The sequence below is a fragment of the Bradyrhizobium sp. USDA 4538 genome (assembly GCF_024171045.1).
Classification (GTDB): Bacteria; Pseudomonadota; Alphaproteobacteria; order Rhizobiales; family Xanthobacteraceae; genus Bradyrhizobium; species Bradyrhizobium australafricanum.
Window position 1 is genome coordinate 7,793,104 of the sequence record NZ_JALJZE010000001.1, and the last position, 19,050, is coordinate 7,812,153.

Annotated in this window: 16 protein-coding genes; 10 read left to right on the plus strand and 6 right to left on the minus strand. The window is 65.7% G+C overall.

The features are described 5' to 3' along the window. The first annotated feature begins 47 nt into the window (after window positions 1-47). The 5 genes from J2R78_RS35820 to J2R78_RS35840 all read left to right on the plus strand — a co-directional run bounded on the left by J2R78_RS35820 (window position 48) and on the right by J2R78_RS35840 (window position 5,834). Window positions 48-1,793, plus strand: a complete 1,746-nt coding sequence (locus J2R78_RS35820) for an ArnT family glycosyltransferase (protein ID WP_375166624.1) — start codon at window positions 48-50, stop codon at window positions 1,791-1,793. A 1-nt stretch (window position 1,794) separates the two neighbouring features. Then, on the plus strand, window positions 1,795-2,640 hold the full coding sequence (locus J2R78_RS35825; protein ID WP_253608529.1) for a phosphatase PAP2 family protein: 846 nt from the start codon (window positions 1,795-1,797) through the stop codon (window positions 2,638-2,640). 66 nt (window positions 2,641-2,706) lie between these two features. Further along, window positions 2,707-3,498 (plus strand): glycosyltransferase family 2 protein, encoded by a 792-nt coding sequence (locus J2R78_RS35830; RefSeq protein ID WP_035631165.1) that lies wholly within the window; start codon window positions 2,707-2,709, stop codon window positions 3,496-3,498. Then, entirely contained in the window at window positions 3,498-3,836 is a 339-nt protein-coding gene (locus J2R78_RS35835; protein ID WP_016845896.1) for a lipid-A-disaccharide synthase N-terminal domain-containing protein, read from the plus strand. Before J2R78_RS35830 ends, J2R78_RS35835 begins: the two co-directional genes overlap by 1 nt. Window positions 3,837-4,034: 198 nt before the next feature. Then, window positions 4,035-5,834, plus strand: a complete 1,800-nt coding sequence (locus tag J2R78_RS35840) for a M23 family metallopeptidase (RefSeq protein WP_253608530.1) — start codon at window positions 4,035-4,037, stop codon at window positions 5,832-5,834. Between the two features lie 49 nt (window positions 5,835-5,883). Here J2R78_RS35840 and J2R78_RS35845 read toward each other — a convergent pair whose 3' ends face one another. Then, entirely contained in the window at window positions 5,884-7,584 is a 1,701-nt protein-coding gene (locus J2R78_RS35845; RefSeq protein ID WP_253608531.1) for a Na/Pi cotransporter family protein, read from the minus strand. Window positions 7,585-7,921: 337 nt separating this feature from the next. On the opposite strand from J2R78_RS35845, the gene J2R78_RS35850 reads away from it, so the two are divergent. Both J2R78_RS35850 and J2R78_RS35855 read left to right on the plus strand, forming a co-directional pair. Further along, window positions 7,922-8,167: a PilZ domain-containing protein gene (locus J2R78_RS35850; protein WP_076828746.1), complete on the plus strand. Its 246-nt coding sequence runs from the start codon at window positions 7,922-7,924 to the stop codon at window positions 8,165-8,167. A 140-nt stretch (window positions 8,168-8,307) separates the two neighbouring features. Continuing rightward, window positions 8,308-9,132 carry a tetratricopeptide repeat protein gene (locus J2R78_RS35855; protein ID WP_253608532.1) on the plus strand — a complete coding sequence of 275 codons (825 nt, stop codon included), beginning with the start codon at window positions 8,308-8,310 and terminating at the stop codon, window positions 9,130-9,132. Between the two features lie 15 nt (window positions 9,133-9,147). Here the strand turns inward: J2R78_RS35855 and J2R78_RS35860 are convergent, their stop codons facing one another. The 5 genes from J2R78_RS35860 to metC form a co-directional block, all read right to left on the minus strand. Beyond that, entirely contained in the window at window positions 9,148-10,416 is a 1,269-nt protein-coding gene (locus J2R78_RS35860) for an AAA family ATPase (protein WP_253608533.1), read from the minus strand. Further along, window positions 10,413-11,153, minus strand: a complete 741-nt coding sequence (locus J2R78_RS35865; protein WP_253610010.1) for a CpaD family pilus assembly protein — start codon at window positions 11,151-11,153, stop codon at window positions 10,413-10,415. Before J2R78_RS35865 ends, J2R78_RS35860 begins: the two co-directional genes overlap by 4 nt. Window positions 11,154-11,186: 33 nt before the next feature. Continuing rightward, window positions 11,187-12,635: a type II and III secretion system protein family protein gene (locus J2R78_RS35870; protein WP_038377148.1), complete on the minus strand. Its 1,449-nt coding sequence runs from the start codon at window positions 12,633-12,635 to the stop codon at window positions 11,187-11,189. Window positions 12,636-12,669: 34 nt separating this feature from the next. Continuing rightward, complete coding sequence (gene cpaB / locus J2R78_RS35875) at window positions 12,670-13,470, minus strand: Flp pilus assembly protein CpaB (protein WP_253608534.1); 801 nt, start codon at window positions 13,468-13,470, stop codon at window positions 12,670-12,672. Window positions 13,471-13,751: 281 nt separating this feature from the next. Next, window positions 13,752-14,948, minus strand: coding sequence for a cystathionine beta-lyase (gene metC, locus J2R78_RS35880; protein WP_253608535.1), 1,197 nt, complete (start codon window positions 14,946-14,948; stop codon window positions 13,752-13,754). A 328-nt stretch (window positions 14,949-15,276) separates the two neighbouring features. On the opposite strand from metC, the gene J2R78_RS35885 reads away from it, so the two are divergent. Genes J2R78_RS35885 through J2R78_RS35895 form a run of 3 tightly spaced genes read left to right on the plus strand, consistent with a single transcriptional unit; the run spans window position 15,277 to window position 19,039 of the window. After that, window positions 15,277-16,293: an amino acid ABC transporter substrate-binding protein gene (locus J2R78_RS35885; RefSeq protein ID WP_028339759.1), complete on the plus strand. Its 1,017-nt coding sequence runs from the start codon at window positions 15,277-15,279 to the stop codon at window positions 16,291-16,293. A 23-nt stretch (window positions 16,294-16,316) separates the two neighbouring features. Next, on the plus strand, window positions 16,317-17,522 hold the full coding sequence (locus J2R78_RS35890; protein WP_253608536.1) for an amino acid ABC transporter permease: 1,206 nt from the start codon (window positions 16,317-16,319) through the stop codon (window positions 17,520-17,522). Further along, window positions 17,519-19,039: an amino acid ABC transporter permease gene (locus J2R78_RS35895; RefSeq protein WP_253608537.1), complete on the plus strand. Its 1,521-nt coding sequence runs from the start codon at window positions 17,519-17,521 to the stop codon at window positions 19,037-19,039. The genes J2R78_RS35890 and J2R78_RS35895 overlap by 4 nt, the downstream gene beginning before the upstream one ends. The last annotated feature ends 11 nt before the right edge of the window (window positions 19,040-19,050 follow it).

The following is a 19,050-nucleotide window of genomic DNA, read 5'->3' on the forward strand; positions in this document are numbered from 1 at the left end:
GGAACAGCACAGTTGTTTGCGCTGCGGTTTCATCGTATGCGAAACCCATGGTGGATGGCCTCCAACCCCGGCGCTTCGGAGCAGGGCAACAGTCTGTAAAACCTGCGCATTCGAGCCGCAGGCTGTTCATGGCGTTCGAGTTCGCAACGGCCAGCCAATGGCGTTCGATCCTGTTCCTGACGCTGACCTGCCTGGTGCTGTTCCTGCCGGGCTTCTTCACCATCCCGCCGGTCGACCGTGACGAGGTCCGCTTTGCCCAGGCGACCAAGCAGATGGTCGAGAGCGGCGATTTCGTCGACATCCGCTTCCAGGACGACGTCCGTTACAAGAAACCGGTTGGCATCTACTGGATGCAGGCGGCGGCGTTGAAGACCGTCTCCGCGCTCGGGGTGCCGCGCGCCCAGGTCCGCATCTGGGTCTACCGCCTGCCGTCCCTGATCGGCGCCATCGGCGCCGTTTTGCTGACCTATTGGACGGCGCTGGCCTTCGTGACGCGGCAGGGGGCGGTGCTGGCCGCCCTGATGATGGCAAGCTGCGTGTTGCTCGGGGTCGAAGCGCGGCTCGCCAAGACCGACGCGATGCTGCTGCTGACCGTCACCGCGGCGATGGGCGCGATGGCGCGAGTCTATCTGTCGTGGCAGCGCGGCGAGGATCCCGCACACCCTTCATGGGGTCCGCCCGCGGTCTTCTGGACGGCACTGGCGGTCGGCATCCTGCTCAAGGGGCCGCTGATCCTGATGTTCGTCGGCCTTGCGATGGCGGGGCTTGCGATTCTCGACCGATCGGCGGCCTGGTTCTGGCGCATGCGCCCGGTCTGGGGCCTGATGTGGACCCTGGTGCTGGTGCTGCCGTGGTTCGTGCTGATCTTCCTGCGCGCCGGCGAGACCTTCTTTGCCGACTCGGTCGGCGGCGACATGCTGAGCAAGCTCGGTGCGCAGGAATCCCACGGTGCGCCCCCTGGAGTCTATCTGCTGCTGTTCTGGATCACGTTCTGGCCCGGTGCGCCGCTCGCCGGCATGGCGGCGCCTGCGGTCTGGCGGGCGCGGCGCGAGCCCGGTGCGCAGTTCCTGCTGGCCTGGCTGATCCCGTCCTGGATCGTGTTCGAGGCCGTGCTGACCAAGCTGCCGCATTACGTGCTGCCGCTTTATCCGGCGATCGCGATCCTGACCGTCGGCGCGCTGGAGCGGCGCGTGCTGTCGCGCTCGCCCTGGCTGTTGCGGGGCGCCGCCTGGTGGTTCGCGATCCCCGCATTCGGTGCGGTGCTGGTGATCGTCGGCGCCATCAAGGCGATCCATCAGCCGGTGTTTCCGGCCTGGCCGTTGTTCGCCGTTGCGATGGTGTTCGGCCTGATCGCGTGGTGGTTGTTCGAGGACAGCCGCGCCGAGCGCTCGCTGCTCAATGCGGTGATTGCCGCGGCGCTGATGGCAGCCGGCACCTATGGTGTGGTGCTGCCGCGGCTTACCACCGTATTTCCGAGCCAGGAGGTCGCACGCGCCTTGCGCAACGTGACCTGCGTCGGCCCGAAGGCGGCAGCCGCCGGCTTCCACGAGCCGAGCCTCGTGTTCATGACCGATACCTCGACGCTGCTCACCGACGGATCGGGCGCCGCGGATTTCCTCGGGCAGGGCTCCTGCCGCTTCGCGCTGGTCGAACAGCGCTCGGAGCGCGCCTTCGTGCAGCGCGCCGAGGCGATCGGCCTGCGCTACAACGCGCCGGTGCGCGTCGAGGGCTACAACATCTCGCAGGGCAAGGCGGTCTCGATCGCGATCTTCCGTTCCGAAGGGACGGAATGACATGCCGGCGCTTCCAGCCACCCCGGAATCCGCCAACTATTTCGGACGATTGCTGACGCTGGTTTGGCTGTCCTTTGCCCAGCTCGTGCGGGCGCCGTCGCATTCGCGCCGTGCCGAGGCGGCTCGCCGCTCCGCGCGCCACGGACTTTTGCTCGTCGTCATCGTCGGCGCCGTGATCATCACGCTGATGTATGCGTTCGATGTGACCGAGATCAGTTTGATGCCGCCACGCGGCACGCCGGGTCTCTGGTGGGTGAAGACGCTCACCGATTTCGGCAAGGACGAGTATGTGCTGTGCGCGCTTGGCCTGCTGCTGATCGCGGTCGCGTTGGCGGCGCCTGCGCTGCGCGGCGTGCCGCGCGCGACCTTGCTTGGCCTCGGGACAAGGCTGCAATACCTGTTTCTGTCGGTCGTGCTCTCGGTCGCTGTCGGTGAATTGATCAAGTGGATCGTCGGCCGCGGGCGGCCCTTTGTCGGCGGCAAGGCCAATGCCTTCAACTTCCAGCATTTCGCCGGCACCGAGGCCTATTCGAGCTTTCCGTCGGGACATTCGATCACGGCGTTCGCTCTGGCCTTTGCCGTGTCCGCGGTGTGGCCAGGCGCGCGGTTCGCGATGCTGGTCTATGCGCTGGTGATCGCCGCGACCCGGCTCGTGCTGCTGGCGCATCATCCGAGCGACGTGGTGGCCGGTGCGCTGGTCGGGGTGATCGGCGCAATGGTCGTGCGCTACTGGTTCGCCGCCCGCCGCCTTGGTTTTGCCATTCATCGCGACGGCACCGCGGTGGCGCTGTCAGGACCGTCGGACGGGCGTCTCAAAAGGGTTGCGAGGAGCGCCTTCGCCCCATAAAAGCGGTCGCCCGACGGCCGGATCGGGCTGGTTCCATCGCCGACAACACCAACCACGAGTGCCTATTTGCCTGCTCCCGACCAGACGCCGGTCGCCGTTTCCATCGTCGTGCCTGTGCGCAACGAGGCGGACAATATCGCGCCGCTGATCGCCGAGATCGCGGCCGCGCTCGACGGACGCTGGGCCTACGAGATCATCTACATCAATGACGGTTCGACCGATGCCACCGGCGAGCGGCTGAGCGCGGTCATGGCCGAGCGGCGCAATCTCCGGCAGCTCCGCCACGCAGTCTCGTCGGGCCAGTCGGCGGCCGTGCGCAGCGGCGTGCGCGCCGCGCGCGGCGCGATCGTGGCGACGCTCGACGGTGACGGGCAGAACAATCCCGCCTTCCTGCCGGACCTGATCGCGGCGGTCGAAAGCGGCAACGGTCGCGTCGGCCTCGCCGCGGGCCAGCGCGTCGGGCGCAAGGACACCGGCTTCAAGAAGCTGCAATCGCGCATCGCCAACACGGTGCGCGGTATCATCCTGCGCGACGGCACCCGCGACACCGGATGCGGTCTGAAGGCGTTTCCGCGCGAGGTGTTTCTGGCGATGCCTTACTTCGACGGGCTGCATCGTTTTCTTCCGGCACTGGTCCGCCGCGAGGGGCTGACGATTGCCTATGTCGACGTCGTCGACCGGCCGCGCCATTCCGGCGTGTCGAACTATGGATTCTTCGACCGGCTCTGGATCGGGATCATGGATCTCGCCGGCGTGTGGTGGCTGATCCGCCGCAAGAAGCCGACGCCGGTCGTCACTGAAGTGGTCGCTGAAGTGCCCGATGTCGCCGGTGTGCCGGGCGTGACCGAGGTGAAGTGATGCTGATTCAGTACGGTCAGGCGCTGAGCGCCTATCTCTACGACGTGTTCATCGCCAAGTTCGACTTCTGGCTGGCGTTCGGACTGATCGCGCAACTGTTCTTCACCGCGCGCTTCCTCGTGCAGTGGATTTCCAGCGAGCGCGCCGGCCAGAGCGTGGTACCGATGGCGTTCTGGTTCTTTTCGATGGGCGGCGGCCTGATGACGCTGATCTACGGGCTTGCCAAGCGTGAGCCCGTCATCATCATCGGGCAGGGGCTGGCCACGCTGATCTACATCCGCAACATCATGCTGATCGTGAAGAACCGCGGCCGCGGGTCGAAGACGCTCGATAGCTGATTGCCGTCATCGTCGGAGCGGCGAGCGGTAGGCCTTGTTCGGGAATCTCGATAGATTCCAGCATCGGGCTCAGCCCGGCATCAATTGCGACCGAATCTGAACCAAGGTCAAACATTCGCCCCAAGCCGCATGGCATCTACGGCTTGCCGTGGGCGTGGCGGCATCTCGAGACCGTGCCCCAGGGGATGAGGGGCGTTGATGACCAGCCGTGACGAAGCGACGAAAGCGGGTGGTTATCTATCGAGCGTCCGCGATATTCCGTCGCTTGACGAGCCACCGCTGACCGGCGAGCGCAAATTGCCTGACCGGCGCGCCGTCAGCCTCCGCTGGATGGCGGGGACGATTCTGATCGGATCCGCCGCCGTCGCTCTTCTTGCCGGCGCGCTTCGCGGGGCGTTTGGCGATCACGCGCGATTCGCAGCCGCGCCGGTCGTGTCATTTCCGCGCTTCGCAGGGCAGGTAGTTGACGAGGCGCGACGCGGCGATCGTCTCGACCGGAGGCTCGGCCCGCAGGGCAATTCCGCTGCGCTCAAGATTGAGCAGCTGAGCGATGCCGGCGCGGTCCGTCGATTTACCCGCGTGTCAGCGCGGCTCGCGGAGATCGATCTCGAGCCACACCAGGAAGCGCGGGGAGACGAAAAGGACGACGCGCGAGCGGGCTCGCAACGCGACCTGCTGTCGGAGCTGCCAGCCATCATACGGACAGGTCCAACGCGGCGCCCACTGCCGGGCGGCACCAGCGCCTATGCTGACGGTGAAGACGTGCCGCGTCCGCCGGCTCCGATCGGCGAGGCTGTCAACGTCACCAACCTTCCGAAGTCGCCTACGTCGTCGCGTCACCGCCGACATGTCATTATCGCGAGAAGCGGCGACACGCTGGCCGCCATTCTGCGGGCGCTGGCGGCGGCCGCGGAGGACGCGCCGGCGATCCTGGCCGCTTTCCCGTCGCCTGGCGCTCTGGAGACGCTGTCCGGTGGCGAGAAAATCACGGTCATCGAACAAGGCGAAGACGCCGGTTCGCCGCGCGGCCATGTCGCGAAGGTGTCGATCGAACGCGCCGGCTCCGATGTGTCCGCCGTCGGTCGCACCGATGGCGGCCAATACCAGCCGATCGCGCCCGAACAGCCCGACATCGCCGCGCGCAGCGAGAGCCCGCTGCGTGAGTCGATCGATACGCATTCCGTTCCGGGCGAAACACTGCGTGACGGCCTTGACGCGCTTGCGCGCTCCAACCACGTCGACCAGGGGATCGTTGCTGAACTGATGCGGCTCTGTGGCCGCGATTTCGATCTCGACGAGCCGCTCGGCGACGCCGATGTGGCCGAGATCATCTACGCGCCGAACGACATCGGTCAGCCGGAGTTGGTCTTCATCGATTTGACGGCGGGCGGGCAGACCCGCCGGTACTATCGCTTCACGGCGCCGGACGATGGCAGCTCCGATTTCTATGATGAGACCGGCCAGTCCATCACCAAATTCCTGTTGCGCAAGCCGGTCGTGAGCGGGCGGCTCGGCGACGGCTTTGGTTGGCGGATTCATCCGATCCTTGGCGACCGCCGCTTCCATGAGGGCGTTGATTATGCAGCGCCCTATGGGTCGCCCATCGCGGCCGCGGGCGCCGGCGTCGTCGAGACCGAAGGGTACGAACGCGGGTACGGGAAATATATCCGCGTGCGGCACGACCGCGGCTATGAGACGACCTATGCCCACGTCGCGAGCTTCCCGCCCGGGCTGAAGATCGGAGACCGCGTCCGTCAGGGCGAGACGATCGCCTTTGTCGGATCGACCGGGCTCTCGACCGGACCGCACCTTTATTACGAGGTGCGGATCAACGGCCGCAACGTCGATCCGCTTCGGATGAAGCTGTCGGGCGGCCGGCTGCTGCAAGGGGATCTGCTCGGGGCCTTCGATCGCCAGCGTGACAGCATCAACCAACTCGCTGCGGTCTCTGCGCTTCCGCAGCGGCGTTCCGGCTCCGAACATCGGCCGCCGACATAGCGAGCGCAGATCGCATCACGCCATGCCGGCGCGGCGGGCCTTGCCGGCGTTAGGAACCCGGAGAGCTCGAAGCCGCGGGCGCCGCAACCTCGGTCGCTTCCATGGTGGTGCTCTCGCGATCGGCGGCGGTCTCGCCGGCGGCATCGAGCACGGGATAGGCAACCGAGCAGATGTGCGAATGGATGCGGCGAAGGTCGCGCAGCACGTCGAGATGCAGCGAAGTGGTCTCGATGGTTTCGGGCCGGCCTTCGCGCAGGCGCTCCAGATGGCGCTCGACGGCGGCCAATTCGGCCGCGCGCAGCGCCGCCTTCTCGGTGAGCAGCTTGCGCGCCTCGTTGGCATCGCCCGACATGAACACGCCGAACGCGATCCGCAGCGAGTCGATCGTGCGCTTGTGGAACGCCGACAATTCCTCGGCGCCTTCGGTGGAGAATTGCAGGCGATGCTTGATCTTCTTGGTTGCGAGCTCGCTCAGGTTCTTGTCGATGATGTCGCCGATATGCTCGAGATTGATCGCGAACGCGACGATCTCCATCGCGCGCTGGCCCTCGCGCTCGTCCAGGCTGCCGCGGGTGAGTTTCGTGACGTAAAGCTTGATCGCCTCGTTCAGCCGGTCGACGGTGTTGTCCATCTTCGACACCTGGTCGACCAGGGCTCGATCGTTGGTCAGCATCGCCGCCATCACCTTGCGCAGCATGGCCTCGGTGTGATCGCCCATATGCAGCACCTCGCGCGCCGCATCCGCCAGCGCCAGTGAAGGTGTCTCCAGCGCGCTCTCGTCGAGATAGCGCGGCCGTGATGGATCGGTCTCCTGCGCTCGCTTCGGCAGCAGTCGCTCGAGCAGCCGCGCCATGTGGTCGAGCACGCCGATGAACAGCAGCGCGGTCGCAACGTTGAAGGCGATGTGGAACAGCGCAGTCGCCTTGGCGAGATCGGGCTGCCAGGCGTAGATGATCTCGGTGATCGGGCGCAGGAACGGCGCCACCAGCAGGATGCCGACGACGCGGTTGACGAGATTGCCGACCGGCAGCCGGTAGCTCGCCGGATTGTCGCGCCGCGCGCCCTCCAGCAGCGGATTGATGGCACTGCCGAGGTTGGCGCCGAGCACCAGCGCAAATGCGGCATAGGGCGAGATGAACTGGGAAAAGGCCAGCGACATCACCAGCAGCACGCTGGCGACACTGGAATGGACCAGCCAGGTGACGACGGCGCCGATCAGGATACAGAGCACGGGATCGCCGGTGATCGCGCCCAGGAACACGCGCACGCCCGGAGCATTCTCGGCGGGCGCCATCGTATCGAGCAGGATGTGCAGCGCCAGCAGCATCAGGCCGAGGCCGATCGAGACGCGGCCGAGATCCTTGATCCGGGAGCGCGGCCCGCTGCGGAACGCGACGAGGCCGACAATGAACAGGACCGGCGCGATGGCGGCGACGTTGAACGACAGCACCTGCACGATCAGCGTGGTGCCGATATTGGCACCGAGCATGATCGCGAGCGCCGGCACCAGGCTGACGATCTCTTCGGCGGCGAAGGAACTGGTGATCAGGGCAGTCGCGGTCGAACTCTGGAGCAGGGCGGTCAGGCCGAGGCCGGCGCCAAGGGCGGTAAAGCGATTGCGCAGCGCCCGGGCGAGCAGCAGCCGCAAATCCGGTCCGAAGGCGCGCAGAATCCCGCTATGGACCATGTGCAGGCCCCACAGCAGGAGCGCCACGCCCCCCATCAGATCGAGCAGAACAATGCTTCCCATGCTTCCTGGCATCCCGGCGAATTCGAGTCGAATGAACATAGGTATCGTCTATCGACTGGCGATCAACCCCTTTTTGTTCTCATGCGACCACGGCGGGAGCGACGCACGCTATCGAGTGAGGCGGCCTATCGGGGAGACGTCATTCGACCTGCAGCACAGATCCTTCAACTATTCAATCTCTGATTGATAAAAGCTCGTGTCGCCCGGCGGGGGCGCCGCCGGTAAACGAATCTCGAATGCGACTGCTCAATTGCAATGGGTTCCGCTAGGCAGTTTCCAATCTTTCCCCGCTATGACGATAGGCCAGGAAGTTGCCCAGAAAGGCTTGGGGATCAGAATGTTTATGAATCGCCGCAAGAGCGAACGCCGCCCGTGCCGGAGCGTCGCCAAAATTCAGCTGGGCACAGGGTCGTTGCCACGCGACTGCATGATCACCGATATTTCGGCCGGCGGCGTCAAGGTGATCGCCGAATATCTGGAGATCCCGCCGGAATTCACCATCATCCTGTCGAGCGGCAGTCCGCGTCAGTGCCGGCTGGCCTGGCAAATCGGGCACGAGTTCGGCGCCCAGTTCGTCGATTGAATCTGCCATTTGGCTGCTGTCTCGCCAGGCGTCCGGCACCGCATCTGGGCCGGATGACGGCGACATGATGGCATCCTTAACCGGACCTTAGGGTTAAGCTGTGAGCATCCCGGAACCTTCGCCGTTCCGAGTCTCGCTTTATGTTTGAGAAATTCCCCCGACCCTCAGGCCGCGCGCGCCGTCTCGCGGGCACGGTATCTGCCGCGATCCTGCTGATCGGGTTGTCTGCCTGTCAAACCTCCGGCCCGTCTGACATCACGGGCTCATTGGGCGACACGGCGGAGGCCACGCCGGCGCCGGCCGATCCGCGGCGCGACATCGCGACCTACCACGAGCGCGTCCGCGCCAACCCCAAAGACACCGACGCCGCACTGAAATACGCCCGGGCGTTGCGCGCCACCGGCCAACGGGCCCAGGCGGTCGCCGTCATGGAGCAGGCGGTGCTGGCGCAGCCCAGCAACAAGGCGCTGCTCGCAGGTTACGGACGGGCGCTCGCCGACAACGGCAATTTCCAGCAGGCATTCGACGTGCTCGGGCGCGCGCATACCCCGGAAGATCCGGACTGGCGCATCCTGTCGGCGCAGGGCGCCGTGCTCGACCAGCTCGATCGCCACGACGAGGCGCGGCAGTATTATGCGAGTGCGCTGAAGATCGTGCCTGACGATCCGTCAGTGCTCTCCAATATCGGGCTGTCCTACCTGCTGTCGAAGGACCTGCCGAAGGCCGAGGAGACGCTGCGCCGTGCCCGGGAGCGCGCCCCCGGCGACATGCGGGTGCGAACCAATCTCGCCGTCGTGGTTGGCTTGCAGGGCCGCCAGTCCGAGGCGGAAACCATCATGAAGGCCGATTTGCCGGCGGAGCAGGGCTCAGCCAACGTCGCCGCGCTGAAGCGGCTGTTGGCGCGCAGGGATGCGAGTCGCGCCGACGCCGAGAAGATCCCGGTCGCAGCCAGTCGCCGCGACTAGGGCGCTAGCGGGACGCTAGCCGGCGGCCCGGCGCCCGTCGTTTCGGCGCGACTGCAGCTTCTTGAGGATCGGCGACAGGAACGACTCGCGGGCTTCGGCGAGATCGGGCCGGCCGGTGAGGCGCTGCGCGATCTGCAGGAAAGTCCTTGTGGTGCGGTGACGCGCGGAGATTTCCGCGATCATCTGGCCATTGTTGGCGGCTTCACCGAACAGCCTGCAGTCGAACGGGATCGCCGCGATCGGCTGGCTCTCGATCGTCTTGGCGAAATCCTTGACCTCGATCTCGGGGCGCTTCGACATGCCGACCTGGTTCAGGCAGTAGAGCGGCGGACGGTCGTTCGGACGCGCGGTCCTCAACAGGTTCATCATGTTCTTGGTGTTGCGCATGTTGGCGAGGTCGGGCTCGGCCACGATCAGGATATCGTCGGCACCGACCAGCACGCGTTTGGTCCAGGCGGTCCATTGATGCGGCACGTCGAGCACGATGCAGGACGTCGTCATGCGCATCGTATCGAAGATGGCATCGAACGCCTCGGCGCCGAAATCGTAGACCTGGTCGAGGGTGGCCGGCGCCGCCAGCAGGCTGAGATGATCGCCGCACTTTGCGAGCAGGCGTTCCATGAAGGCAGAGTCCGGACGCTCAGGCGAGAACACGGCGTTGGCGATGCCCTGCACCGGGTCCTGATTGTAGTCCAGGCCGGCGGTACCGAAGGCGAGGTCGAGATCGACGACGACCGAATCCAGCCCGAGGTCGCGTGCGATGGTCCAGGCGACATTGTGAGCAATGGTCGAGGCGCCGACGCCGCCCTTGGCGCCCGCGACCGCGATCAGGCGGCCGACCGAGACCGCTTCGGAGGCCGAGAACAGGCTGCAGATCGAGCGCACGATGTCGAGCACCTTGACCGGCCCGATGACGTAGTCGTTGACGCCGCGCCGGACCAGTTCGCGATACGGCGCAGTCTCGCCGGCCGTGCCGAGCACCACGACGCGGGTGCCGGGATCGCAGACCGTGGCGAGCTCGTCGAGACCGGCCAGGAAATCATGATCCGGCTCGGTCTCGAGCATGATGACGTTGGGCGTCGGCGCCTTGTGGTAGGCGTCGATCGCCGCGGCGATGCCGCCCATATGGACCGAGAGATGAGCCTTGGCTAGCCGGCGGTCGTCGGCAGCCGCGCGTGCGTTCGCGGCGGTCGCGACGCTGGCGCAGAACGCCTGCACGGAAATCCGCGGCGCCGGCGCGATGTAATCGTTGGCGTGCTGCGGCTCGTCTTGTTGTTCGGTCATTTCGCGGCGTCGCTCAGCTTGGCTTTCTCGGCTTCGGGGTAGGCGGTCGCGGTCGACTCACCCTTGCGGTATTTATCGAACGCGATCGTACGGCGCGGCGTATAGGCTGCGGTCTCGGTTCGCGGCTGTTCGAGGTCGGATGGATTGGCGACCATGGCTGCAAGGTTGCGCTGCGTGGCGCAGCCGAAATTGTCGTACTGCTTGTTCTGGTTGTAGCTCGGATTGTAGATCGAGGGACCGAGGTCGGCCGGCCACACTCCGCAGGGACCGGCGACGGCGGCCATCTTCGGATAGCTCAGCCGAATGGTCGGAAGCGCGCGCGGATCGTCGAGATGATAGGAGCGCCTGGTGATGGCATGGGCGGGCACGCCCATCGACGCCAGCAGGCCGCGGATCTCCTGATACACCGCCTGTGCCGAGCGCGCGTTCGAGCTGTCGGTCGGCACGTCGATCGCAATCGCGCCGGTGCCTTCGCGGCGCCAGGTGCGCGCCAGCCCCATGACGTCGTCGCGCTGCGCTTCGGTGAGGTTGCCGCGCGCGCGGCCGACGAAGACGACGATTGATTGCTCGCCCTCGGTCACCGCGATCGGATGCCGCTGCCGGTAGTCGTCGCCCACGGCGCCGGTGGCAAGATTGTCGCCCGTCAGATTGCAGCCGCCGAGCGCGATCGCTGACGTGACAAGGGCGCCCAACAGCGACAGCGTCCTGGCACGACCGGCTTGTGTGTTGCGTGTCATCATAGGATCCCCCAACCCCTTCAGGTCCGCGCCTCAGTCGATGATGAAGCCGAAATTGACCGGCGTGGCGCCGATCGGCTCGCTGCGGGCGGCGACGCCGTAGATGCGATTGACGCGCGCCAGCAGTGCCGACTGCGCGTCGGAAGCCGGGGCAAATCCGTCGTCGGGACGGGACAGCTCCTTCTGCGCAACGGCGCGCACCACGTAGGGCGTCACGATGACCATGAGCTCGGTCTCGTTGTTGACGAAGTCCTGGCTCCGGAAGAGCTGGCCGAGGATCGGGATCTGATCGACGCCGGGCATGCCGTTGATGGCCTGCTTGGTCTGCTCCTGGATCAACCCGGCCATCGCGATCGAGCCGCCGGAGGGCACCTCCAGCGTGGTGTCGGCGCGGCGGGTCTTGATCGAGGGAATGGTCGTGCCGTTCTGGCCGCCGGTCAGGGCGTTTTCCATCGAGACTTCGGAGACCTCGGTCATCACCTTCAGGCTGATCCGGCCCTCGGTCAGCACCACCGGAGTGAAGTTGAGCGAGATGCCGAATTTCTTGAAGCTGACGGTCTGAACGCAGTTGCCGATCGTGCCCGACGTCGTCGTCTGGCAGGTGACGCCGGTCGGAATCGGAAACTCGCCGCCCGAAATGAAGGTCGCCGACTCGCCGGAGATCGCGGTGAGGTTGGGTTCGGCCAGCGTCTTCACCACGCCGGCGCTCTCCATCGCGCGCAGCGTCGCCGTGACCGTCGGTACGCCGAGCTTGTTCAGGGCTGCGCCCGTCAGCCCGTTGTTGGGGGCGAGCGCGCCGTTATTGGCCGTGAAGGCGTTGGCGTTGTTGAAGACCACCGCGGCGGTGCCGTAGTTCATGTTGGCGCTGAGGTCGACGCCGAGCTGCTTGACGACGTCCCGGCGGACTTCGGCGACGGTGACTTTCAGCATCACCTGGTCGCGGCCGCGGACCACGATGGAATTGACGACCTTGTCGGCGCTGCCGACCAGTTTGGCGGCGATGTCGCCGGCCTGCTGGGCCTCGACCGGGCTTGCCACCGTGCCGGTCAGGACGACGCTGTCGCCGACGCCCTCGATCTGGACGCCGGGCAGCATCTGCTTCAGCGCGGCGCGCATGCCGTTGAGGTCGCGCTTGATCGCGATGTCGTAGGAGGCGACCTGGTTGCCGTCGGCGTCGAAGAACACCACATTGGTCTGGCCGACCGCCGCGCCGATGATATAGGCGCGCTGCGCCGAGCGGATCACGGCGTTGGCGATCTTGGGATCGGCGACCAGAACGTCCTTGGCCTCGCGCGGCAGGTCGACCACGACCGACTTGCCAACGCCGAGCGAGACGGAGCGCGTCTTGGCGGCGATGCTGCTGGTCACCGCGACATCCGCGTTCTTGTCGGGATCGGTCGCGCTGGCAAGGGCAGGGATCAGCATCAGCGCAGTGATCGCCGACAATGACAGCGCGCGGACCAGCGTGGTCGACGTCGCCATTTGTTTCGCACCCGTCGTCATATCGAAGCCCCCATCACTTCTGTGTCGTCAGAGAGCTCGGGATGCCGAAACGCACCACCTTGATGCTCTCGCCCCGCTTCGGGGCATGGTCTCTGGTCTCGTCGATCTGCTCGTTGACGTCGGCGATGCTGCGCAGCGCCAGCGCCAGCGTTCCGCTCTGCCGGGCGCGCGCCAGCGTCTCGGCCTGTTCGGGCTTGAGCTCGAGGGTCACGGTCTTGCCGACGAGGGAGTTGTTGCCGTCCTTCTCCTTCGGCGCCTGGTCGATCGCCAGCACGCGGACGTTGGACAGCAGGATTTCAGTGGTGACGATATCGCGGCCGCCTTGCTGGTCGGGATTCTTGTCGCGACGCGACAGGATCACATCGACGCGGTCGTTCGGCAGAATGAAGCCGCCGGCGCCCGTCTCCGGCGAGATTTCGGTGGAGATCGCGCGCATGCCGGAGGGCAGGATCGCGGCCATGAAGCCGCTTCCGTTGGCCTTGACCAGCTTTTGCTCGCGGATCGGTTCGCCGACGATGAAGGGCGCGCGTGCGATCGAACCGATGATGTCGTTCATGGCATTGGCGTTGGCGTCGTGACGGATGAACGCGCTGCTTGCAGTTTCAGCCGGCCAGCGCTGCCACTGGATGTCTTCGGCCTTGACCGATTGACCGAGCCCGATGTCGGACTTTGCGACCAGCACTTCGACGGTCGGCAGTTGCGCGACGGGCGGCGCGACCGGCGCCGGTTTGCGATCGCCAACGCTCGCGAGGTACATGGCCGCGAGGCCTGCGACGCCGGCGATGCCGAGGACCACGATGCGTGCCGTTTTCATGCGATTGTCTGAATGCCCTTCACACAGGGCAATCGCGTCCTTGCGGCACTGACAGCCCTTCCCGAGGCATCACTACGGCCGCAAAAGTATAAGGGAACTTGATGGAAGGTCCGGACAATTAAGGGATTGGTGGGGATGGTGAACGGCGAGTTATCGGCGCCGTTGCATCTCCGCAGAATCCCGGGGATCGCGCGTGCTTAAGGCGTATGACGTTGGTCGCAACGCGGCGTCAGCGCCGGTGGAGCGTGGTTAATGTCGTCTAACGTGGCAGGGCGCGAGGATCAGAGCGCGGCCTTCAACGCCGCAAATCCACGGTCGAGATCGGCCTTGAGGTCGTCGAGATTCTCGAGCCCGATATGCAGCCGCAGCGTCGGCCCGCCCGGCGACCATTTGGTCGCGGTGCGATAGTCGCTGCAGTCGAACGGGATGGCGAGGCTTTCGAAGCCGCCCCAGGAAAAGCCCATGCCGAACAAAGTGAGCGCGTTCAGCATTGCATCGACCGCGGTCTGTGGCACCGGCTTCAGCACGATGCTGAACAGCCCGGAGGCGCCGGTGAAGTCGCGTTTCCAGATCGCGTGCCCGGGATCGGTGTCGAGGGCAGGGTGCAGCACGCGATCGACCTCGGGCCGCGCGCCGAGCCAGCGCGCGATCTCGAGTCCGGAGCGGTGGTGCTGCGCAAGCCGCACCGATAGCGTGCGAACCCCGCGCAGCGCGAGATAGACGTCGTCGGGGCCGGCGCAGACGCCGAGCAGGCGGATCGCCTCCTGGATCAGCGGCCAGGCTTTCGCATTGGCTGCGATGGTGCCGAACATGATGTCGGAGTGGCCGCCGATATATTTGGTGCCGGCCTGCATGCTGATGTCGACGCCCTGTTCGAGCGAGCGGTGATAGAGCGGCGTCGCCCAGGTGTTGTCGTCGATCATGAGCGCGCCGCGGGCGTGCGCCACGGCCGATATCGCCCGCACGTCCGGCATCTCGAACGTCTGCGAGCCGGGCGCTTCGATCAGCACCGCGCGGGTGTTCGGCTTGAACAGCGTCTCGATGCCGGCGCCGATCAGCGGGTCGAAATAGCTGGTCTCGATGCCGTAGCGCTTGAGCATGTTGTCGCAGAAATTGCGGGTCGGCCGATAGGCATTGTCGCACACCAGGAGGTGATCGCCGGTTTTGAGTACGGCGAGCAGCGTGGTGCTGATCGCCGCCAGTCCCGACGGGGCAAGGCCGACGCCGGCGCATTGCGGGCCTTCCAGCGCCATCAGCACGTCCTGCAGCGCCCGCGTGGTCGGGCTGCCATGGCGGCCATAGGTAAATTCGGCGCGATGGGCGTGGAGGTCCTCCGCGGTCGGATAGAGCACGGTCGAGCCGTGAAACACCGGCGGATTGACAAAGCCCTTCTGGGCCCTGGTGTCGCGGCCGGCCGTGACCAGGCGGGTGGCGGCCTGTTGCGGGTGGGAGGGCGTGGAGCCGTCGGAGGAGGTCATGGAGCGCTGCCGTTAAACTTTAGACTTTTTGCCGCAGCCGTACCGCGTCGGGAAGACGGGGCCGGGCCGGGAGGTGTTACTAACAAGAGGTAGAAGACATGCGTCAACCCCTTGACCCGGCTCGTCAGTCGCTATGTGATGCGGCGCAACTACCAGTCGCCGCACGTTGAGGGGCCTGCCGCGACCTACGATCCGTTGCCTGACCGGTTTGCACGTCAAACTGCCGGTCAAATCGGCATTTTTGCTGCAAGGGATCATTGGGATGGCCCGTGAACGCGAGGCGATCACAATGCAAACGTCCACCGGACGACCCTGAAAGGCCCCGCCCATGAAACGCGTATCCCTGGCTGTCACCCTTGCCGCTGCCGCCGCCCTGTCGGTCCAGGCCGCCTCGGCGCAAACCCTCAAGACGGTCAAGGACCGAGGCCAGCTGTCCTGCGGCGTCAGCGGCGGCCTGCCGGGCTTCTCGTCGCCGGACGACAAGGGGAACTGGACCGGCATCGACGTCGACATCTGCCGTGGCATCGCGGCGGCGATCTTCGACGATCCGTCCAAGGTCAAGTTCGTGCCGCTGTCGGCCAAGGACCGCTTCACCGCGCTGCAGTCGGGCGAGATCGACGTGCTGTCGCGCAATACCACCTGGACGCTGTCGCGCGATACCTCGCTCGGCGCCAACTTCACCGGCGTGACCTATTATGACGGGCAGGGCTTTCTGGTGAAGAAGTCGCTGAAGGTGAACTCGGCGCTGGAGCTGAACAGCGCGTCGGTCTGCGTGCAGACCGGCACCACGACCGAGCAGAACCTCGCCGACTACTTCAAGGGCAACAACATGAAGTACGAGGTGATCGCGTTCGCCGGTGCCGACGAGACCGTGAAGGCCTACGAGACCGGCCGCTGCGACGTGTTCACCTCCGACGTGTCCCAGCTCTATGCGCAGCGGCTAAAGCTCGCCAACCCGGCCGACCACGTCGTGCTGCCCGAGATCATCTCCAAGGAGCCGCTCGGCCCGATGGTCCGCCATGGCGACGACCAGTGGTTCGACATCGTGAAGTGGGCGCTGTTCGCCCAGATCAATGCCGAGGAACTCGGTGTCACCCAGAAGAACGTCGACGAGATGGCCAAGTCGGACAAGCCCGACCTCAAGCGCGCCTTCGGCACCGACGGCAATCTCGGTGAGCAGCTCGGCCTGACCAAGGACTGGTTCTCCCGCATCATCAAGGCCGTCGGCAATTACGGCGAGATGTACGATCGCAACGTCGGCGTCGGGTCGAAGCTGCAGATCGCACGCGGGCTCAACAATCTCTGGAACAAGGGCGGCATCCAGTACGCGCCTCCGATCCGCTGATCGGCGACGAGGCGGCTGCGGCGATGACGACCGAGCCCCGAAAACCACCGCTGCAGTTCATCTTCCGCCTGAAGCGCGCGCTCGGCGGCCAGTCCGGCTGGACTGGCCTTGCCGTGCAGATCGTGTTCGCGGCGGTGTTGGCCTGGGTCGCCTATGAGATCGTGGCCAATGCCCGCACCAACCTGGAGACGCAGCGCATTGCCTCCGGGTTCGGGTTTCTCAAGAACAATGCGGGCTTTGACGTCAGCCTGAACCTGATCCCGTATTCGGGATCGGACACCTATACGCGGGTGTTCTTCGTCGGCCTGCTCAACACGCTGCTGGTTGCGGGCATTGGCATCGTCTTCGCCACCATCATCGGCTTCATCATTGCGCTGTGCCGGCTGTCGCCGAACTGGCTGTTGGCGCGGCTCGGCGAGATCTATGTCGAGATCGTTCGCAATCTGCCGCTGCTGTTCCAGCTGTTATTCTGGTACCTCGCGGTGCTGGCGGCGCTGCCGGGGCCGCGCCAGAGCATCTCGCTGTTCAACGCCTTCTTCCTCTCCAATCGCGGGCTGGTGATTCCGCGGCCGATCGGCGAGCCCGGGCTTGATCCGTTTCTGATCGCGCTTGCGATTGGCGTCGCAGGCGCGCTGGCGCTGCGCGGCTACGCAAGGCGGGCGCTGTTTCAACGCGGGCAGGCGATCCGGATCTGGCCCTATGTGCTCGGCCTGCTGGCCGGATTGCCGCTGGTGACGATGCTGGTGTTCGGGCTGCCGGTGACCTTCGAGCTGCCGCAACTCAAGGGCTTCAACTTCGGCGGCGGTGCGCGGGTGATTCCGGAGCTGGTTGCGCTGGTGGTCGCGCTGTCGACCTATACGGCCGCCTTCATCGCCGAGATCGTCCGCGCCGGTATTCTGTCGGTCCATAAGGGACAGATGGAAGCCGGCTCGTCGCTCGGTCTGTCGCGCGCCACCACCTTGCGGCTGATCGTCGTGCCGCAGGCGATGCGCGTCATCGTTCCGCCGCTGACCAACCAGTACCTGAACCTGACGAAGAATTCGTCGCTGGCGGTCGCGATCGGCTATCCCGACCTGGTCTCGGTATTTGCCGGAACGACGCTGAGCCAGACCGGCCAGGCGATCGAGATCATCGCCATCACCATGGGCGTGTACCTGCTGATCTCGCTGGTCACCAGCGCGATCATGAGCGTCTATGGCTGGCGCATCAACCGGAGCCTTGGGGCATGACCGACGCCACCGCGTCATCCTTCGTCCGGCAGGATCTGGTGCCTGAACGCCGGGCGCCGGTGAAGACCACCGGCCTCGTCGGTTTCATCCGCACGCGGCTGTTGAATTCGCCGACCAACATCCTGCTGACGATCCTGGCGCTGGGGCTGCTCTGGTACACGATCGTTCCCGCGTTCAAGTTCCTGCTGGTCGATGCGGTCTGGAGCGGCAAGGACCGCAATGCATGCCTCGCCGAGACCGCTGGCCGTCAGGTCGGCGCCTGCTGGCCCTACATCCAGGCCAAGCTCACCCAGCTGATCTACGGCTTCTACCCGGAAGCCGAACGCTGGCGCGTCAACCTGACCTTCGTCCTCGCGGCCGTCCTGTTGCTGCCACTCCTTATTCCGCGCCTGCCGGCGAAGGGCCTGAATGCGAGCTTGTTCTTCTTCGCGTTCCCGGCGGTCGCCTTCTTCCTGCTGCGCGGCGGCGGACTAGCCGGTTTCGGCGTCAGCTGGGTCGCGAGCCTGTTGCAGCTGTTCGACGACAGCGTCGTCAATGCCGGCCAGGCGCTGGTCAATCTCGGCCGGAGTTCGGCGATCGGGCCGCTGCTGTGGGCCGTCGGCAACATCATCGTACTCGCCGGCAGCCTGATCGGCTGGCTGATCTTTCCGCTGACCTGGCTGCGCGAGCAGCTCCAGATGTCGAGCCAGCCGCTGTGGTTCGACTTCCTGCTGACCGCGGCGATCGTCTCGCTGATCCTGTTTTTCCTCGGCGGCGGCATGCGAACCGGACAACGGGCGCTGTTCGGGAGCCTGGCGAGCTTTGCCGGCATCGCGATCGTGATCAAGCTGATGGGGCTCGACCGCGGCGGACTGCCCATCGTCGACACCAGGCTGTGGGGCGGCCTTTTGGTGACGCTGGTGGTGTCGGTCACCGGCATCGTCACCTCGATGCCGATCGGGATCGCGCTGGCGCTGGGTCGCCGCTCGACCATTCCGCTGATCCGGATCTTCTCGATCGCCTTCATCGAGTTCTGGCGCGGCGTGCCGCTGATCACGGTGCTGTTCTTCGCAACCTACATGCTGCCGCTGTTCCTGCCGGGCAACTTCAACGTCGACGGGCTGGTCCGCGCGCTGATCGGCATTGCGCTGTTTGCCGGCGCCTATCAGGCCGAGGTGGTGCGCGGCGGCCTTGCCGCGATCCCGCGCGGGCAGGGCGAGGCGGCGAGCGCGCTCGGCCTGTCCTGGTGGAAGACCACGTCGCTGATCGTGATGCCGCAGGCGCTGCGCCACGTGATTCCGGGTCTCGTCAACAGCTTCATCGCGCTGTTCAAGGACACCTCGCTGGTCTCGATCGTCGCGCTGTTCGACCTCTTGGGGTCGTTGCATGCGACGTTCTCCGATCCGACCTGGTCGACGCCGACCACGGCCTTTACCGGCTTCGCCTTCGCTGGAATGATCTACTTCGTGTTCTGCTTTGGAATGTCGCGCTACTCGCTGTTCGTCGAAAACCGGCTCAACGCTCACCGCCGCCACTGAACAAGGTCACC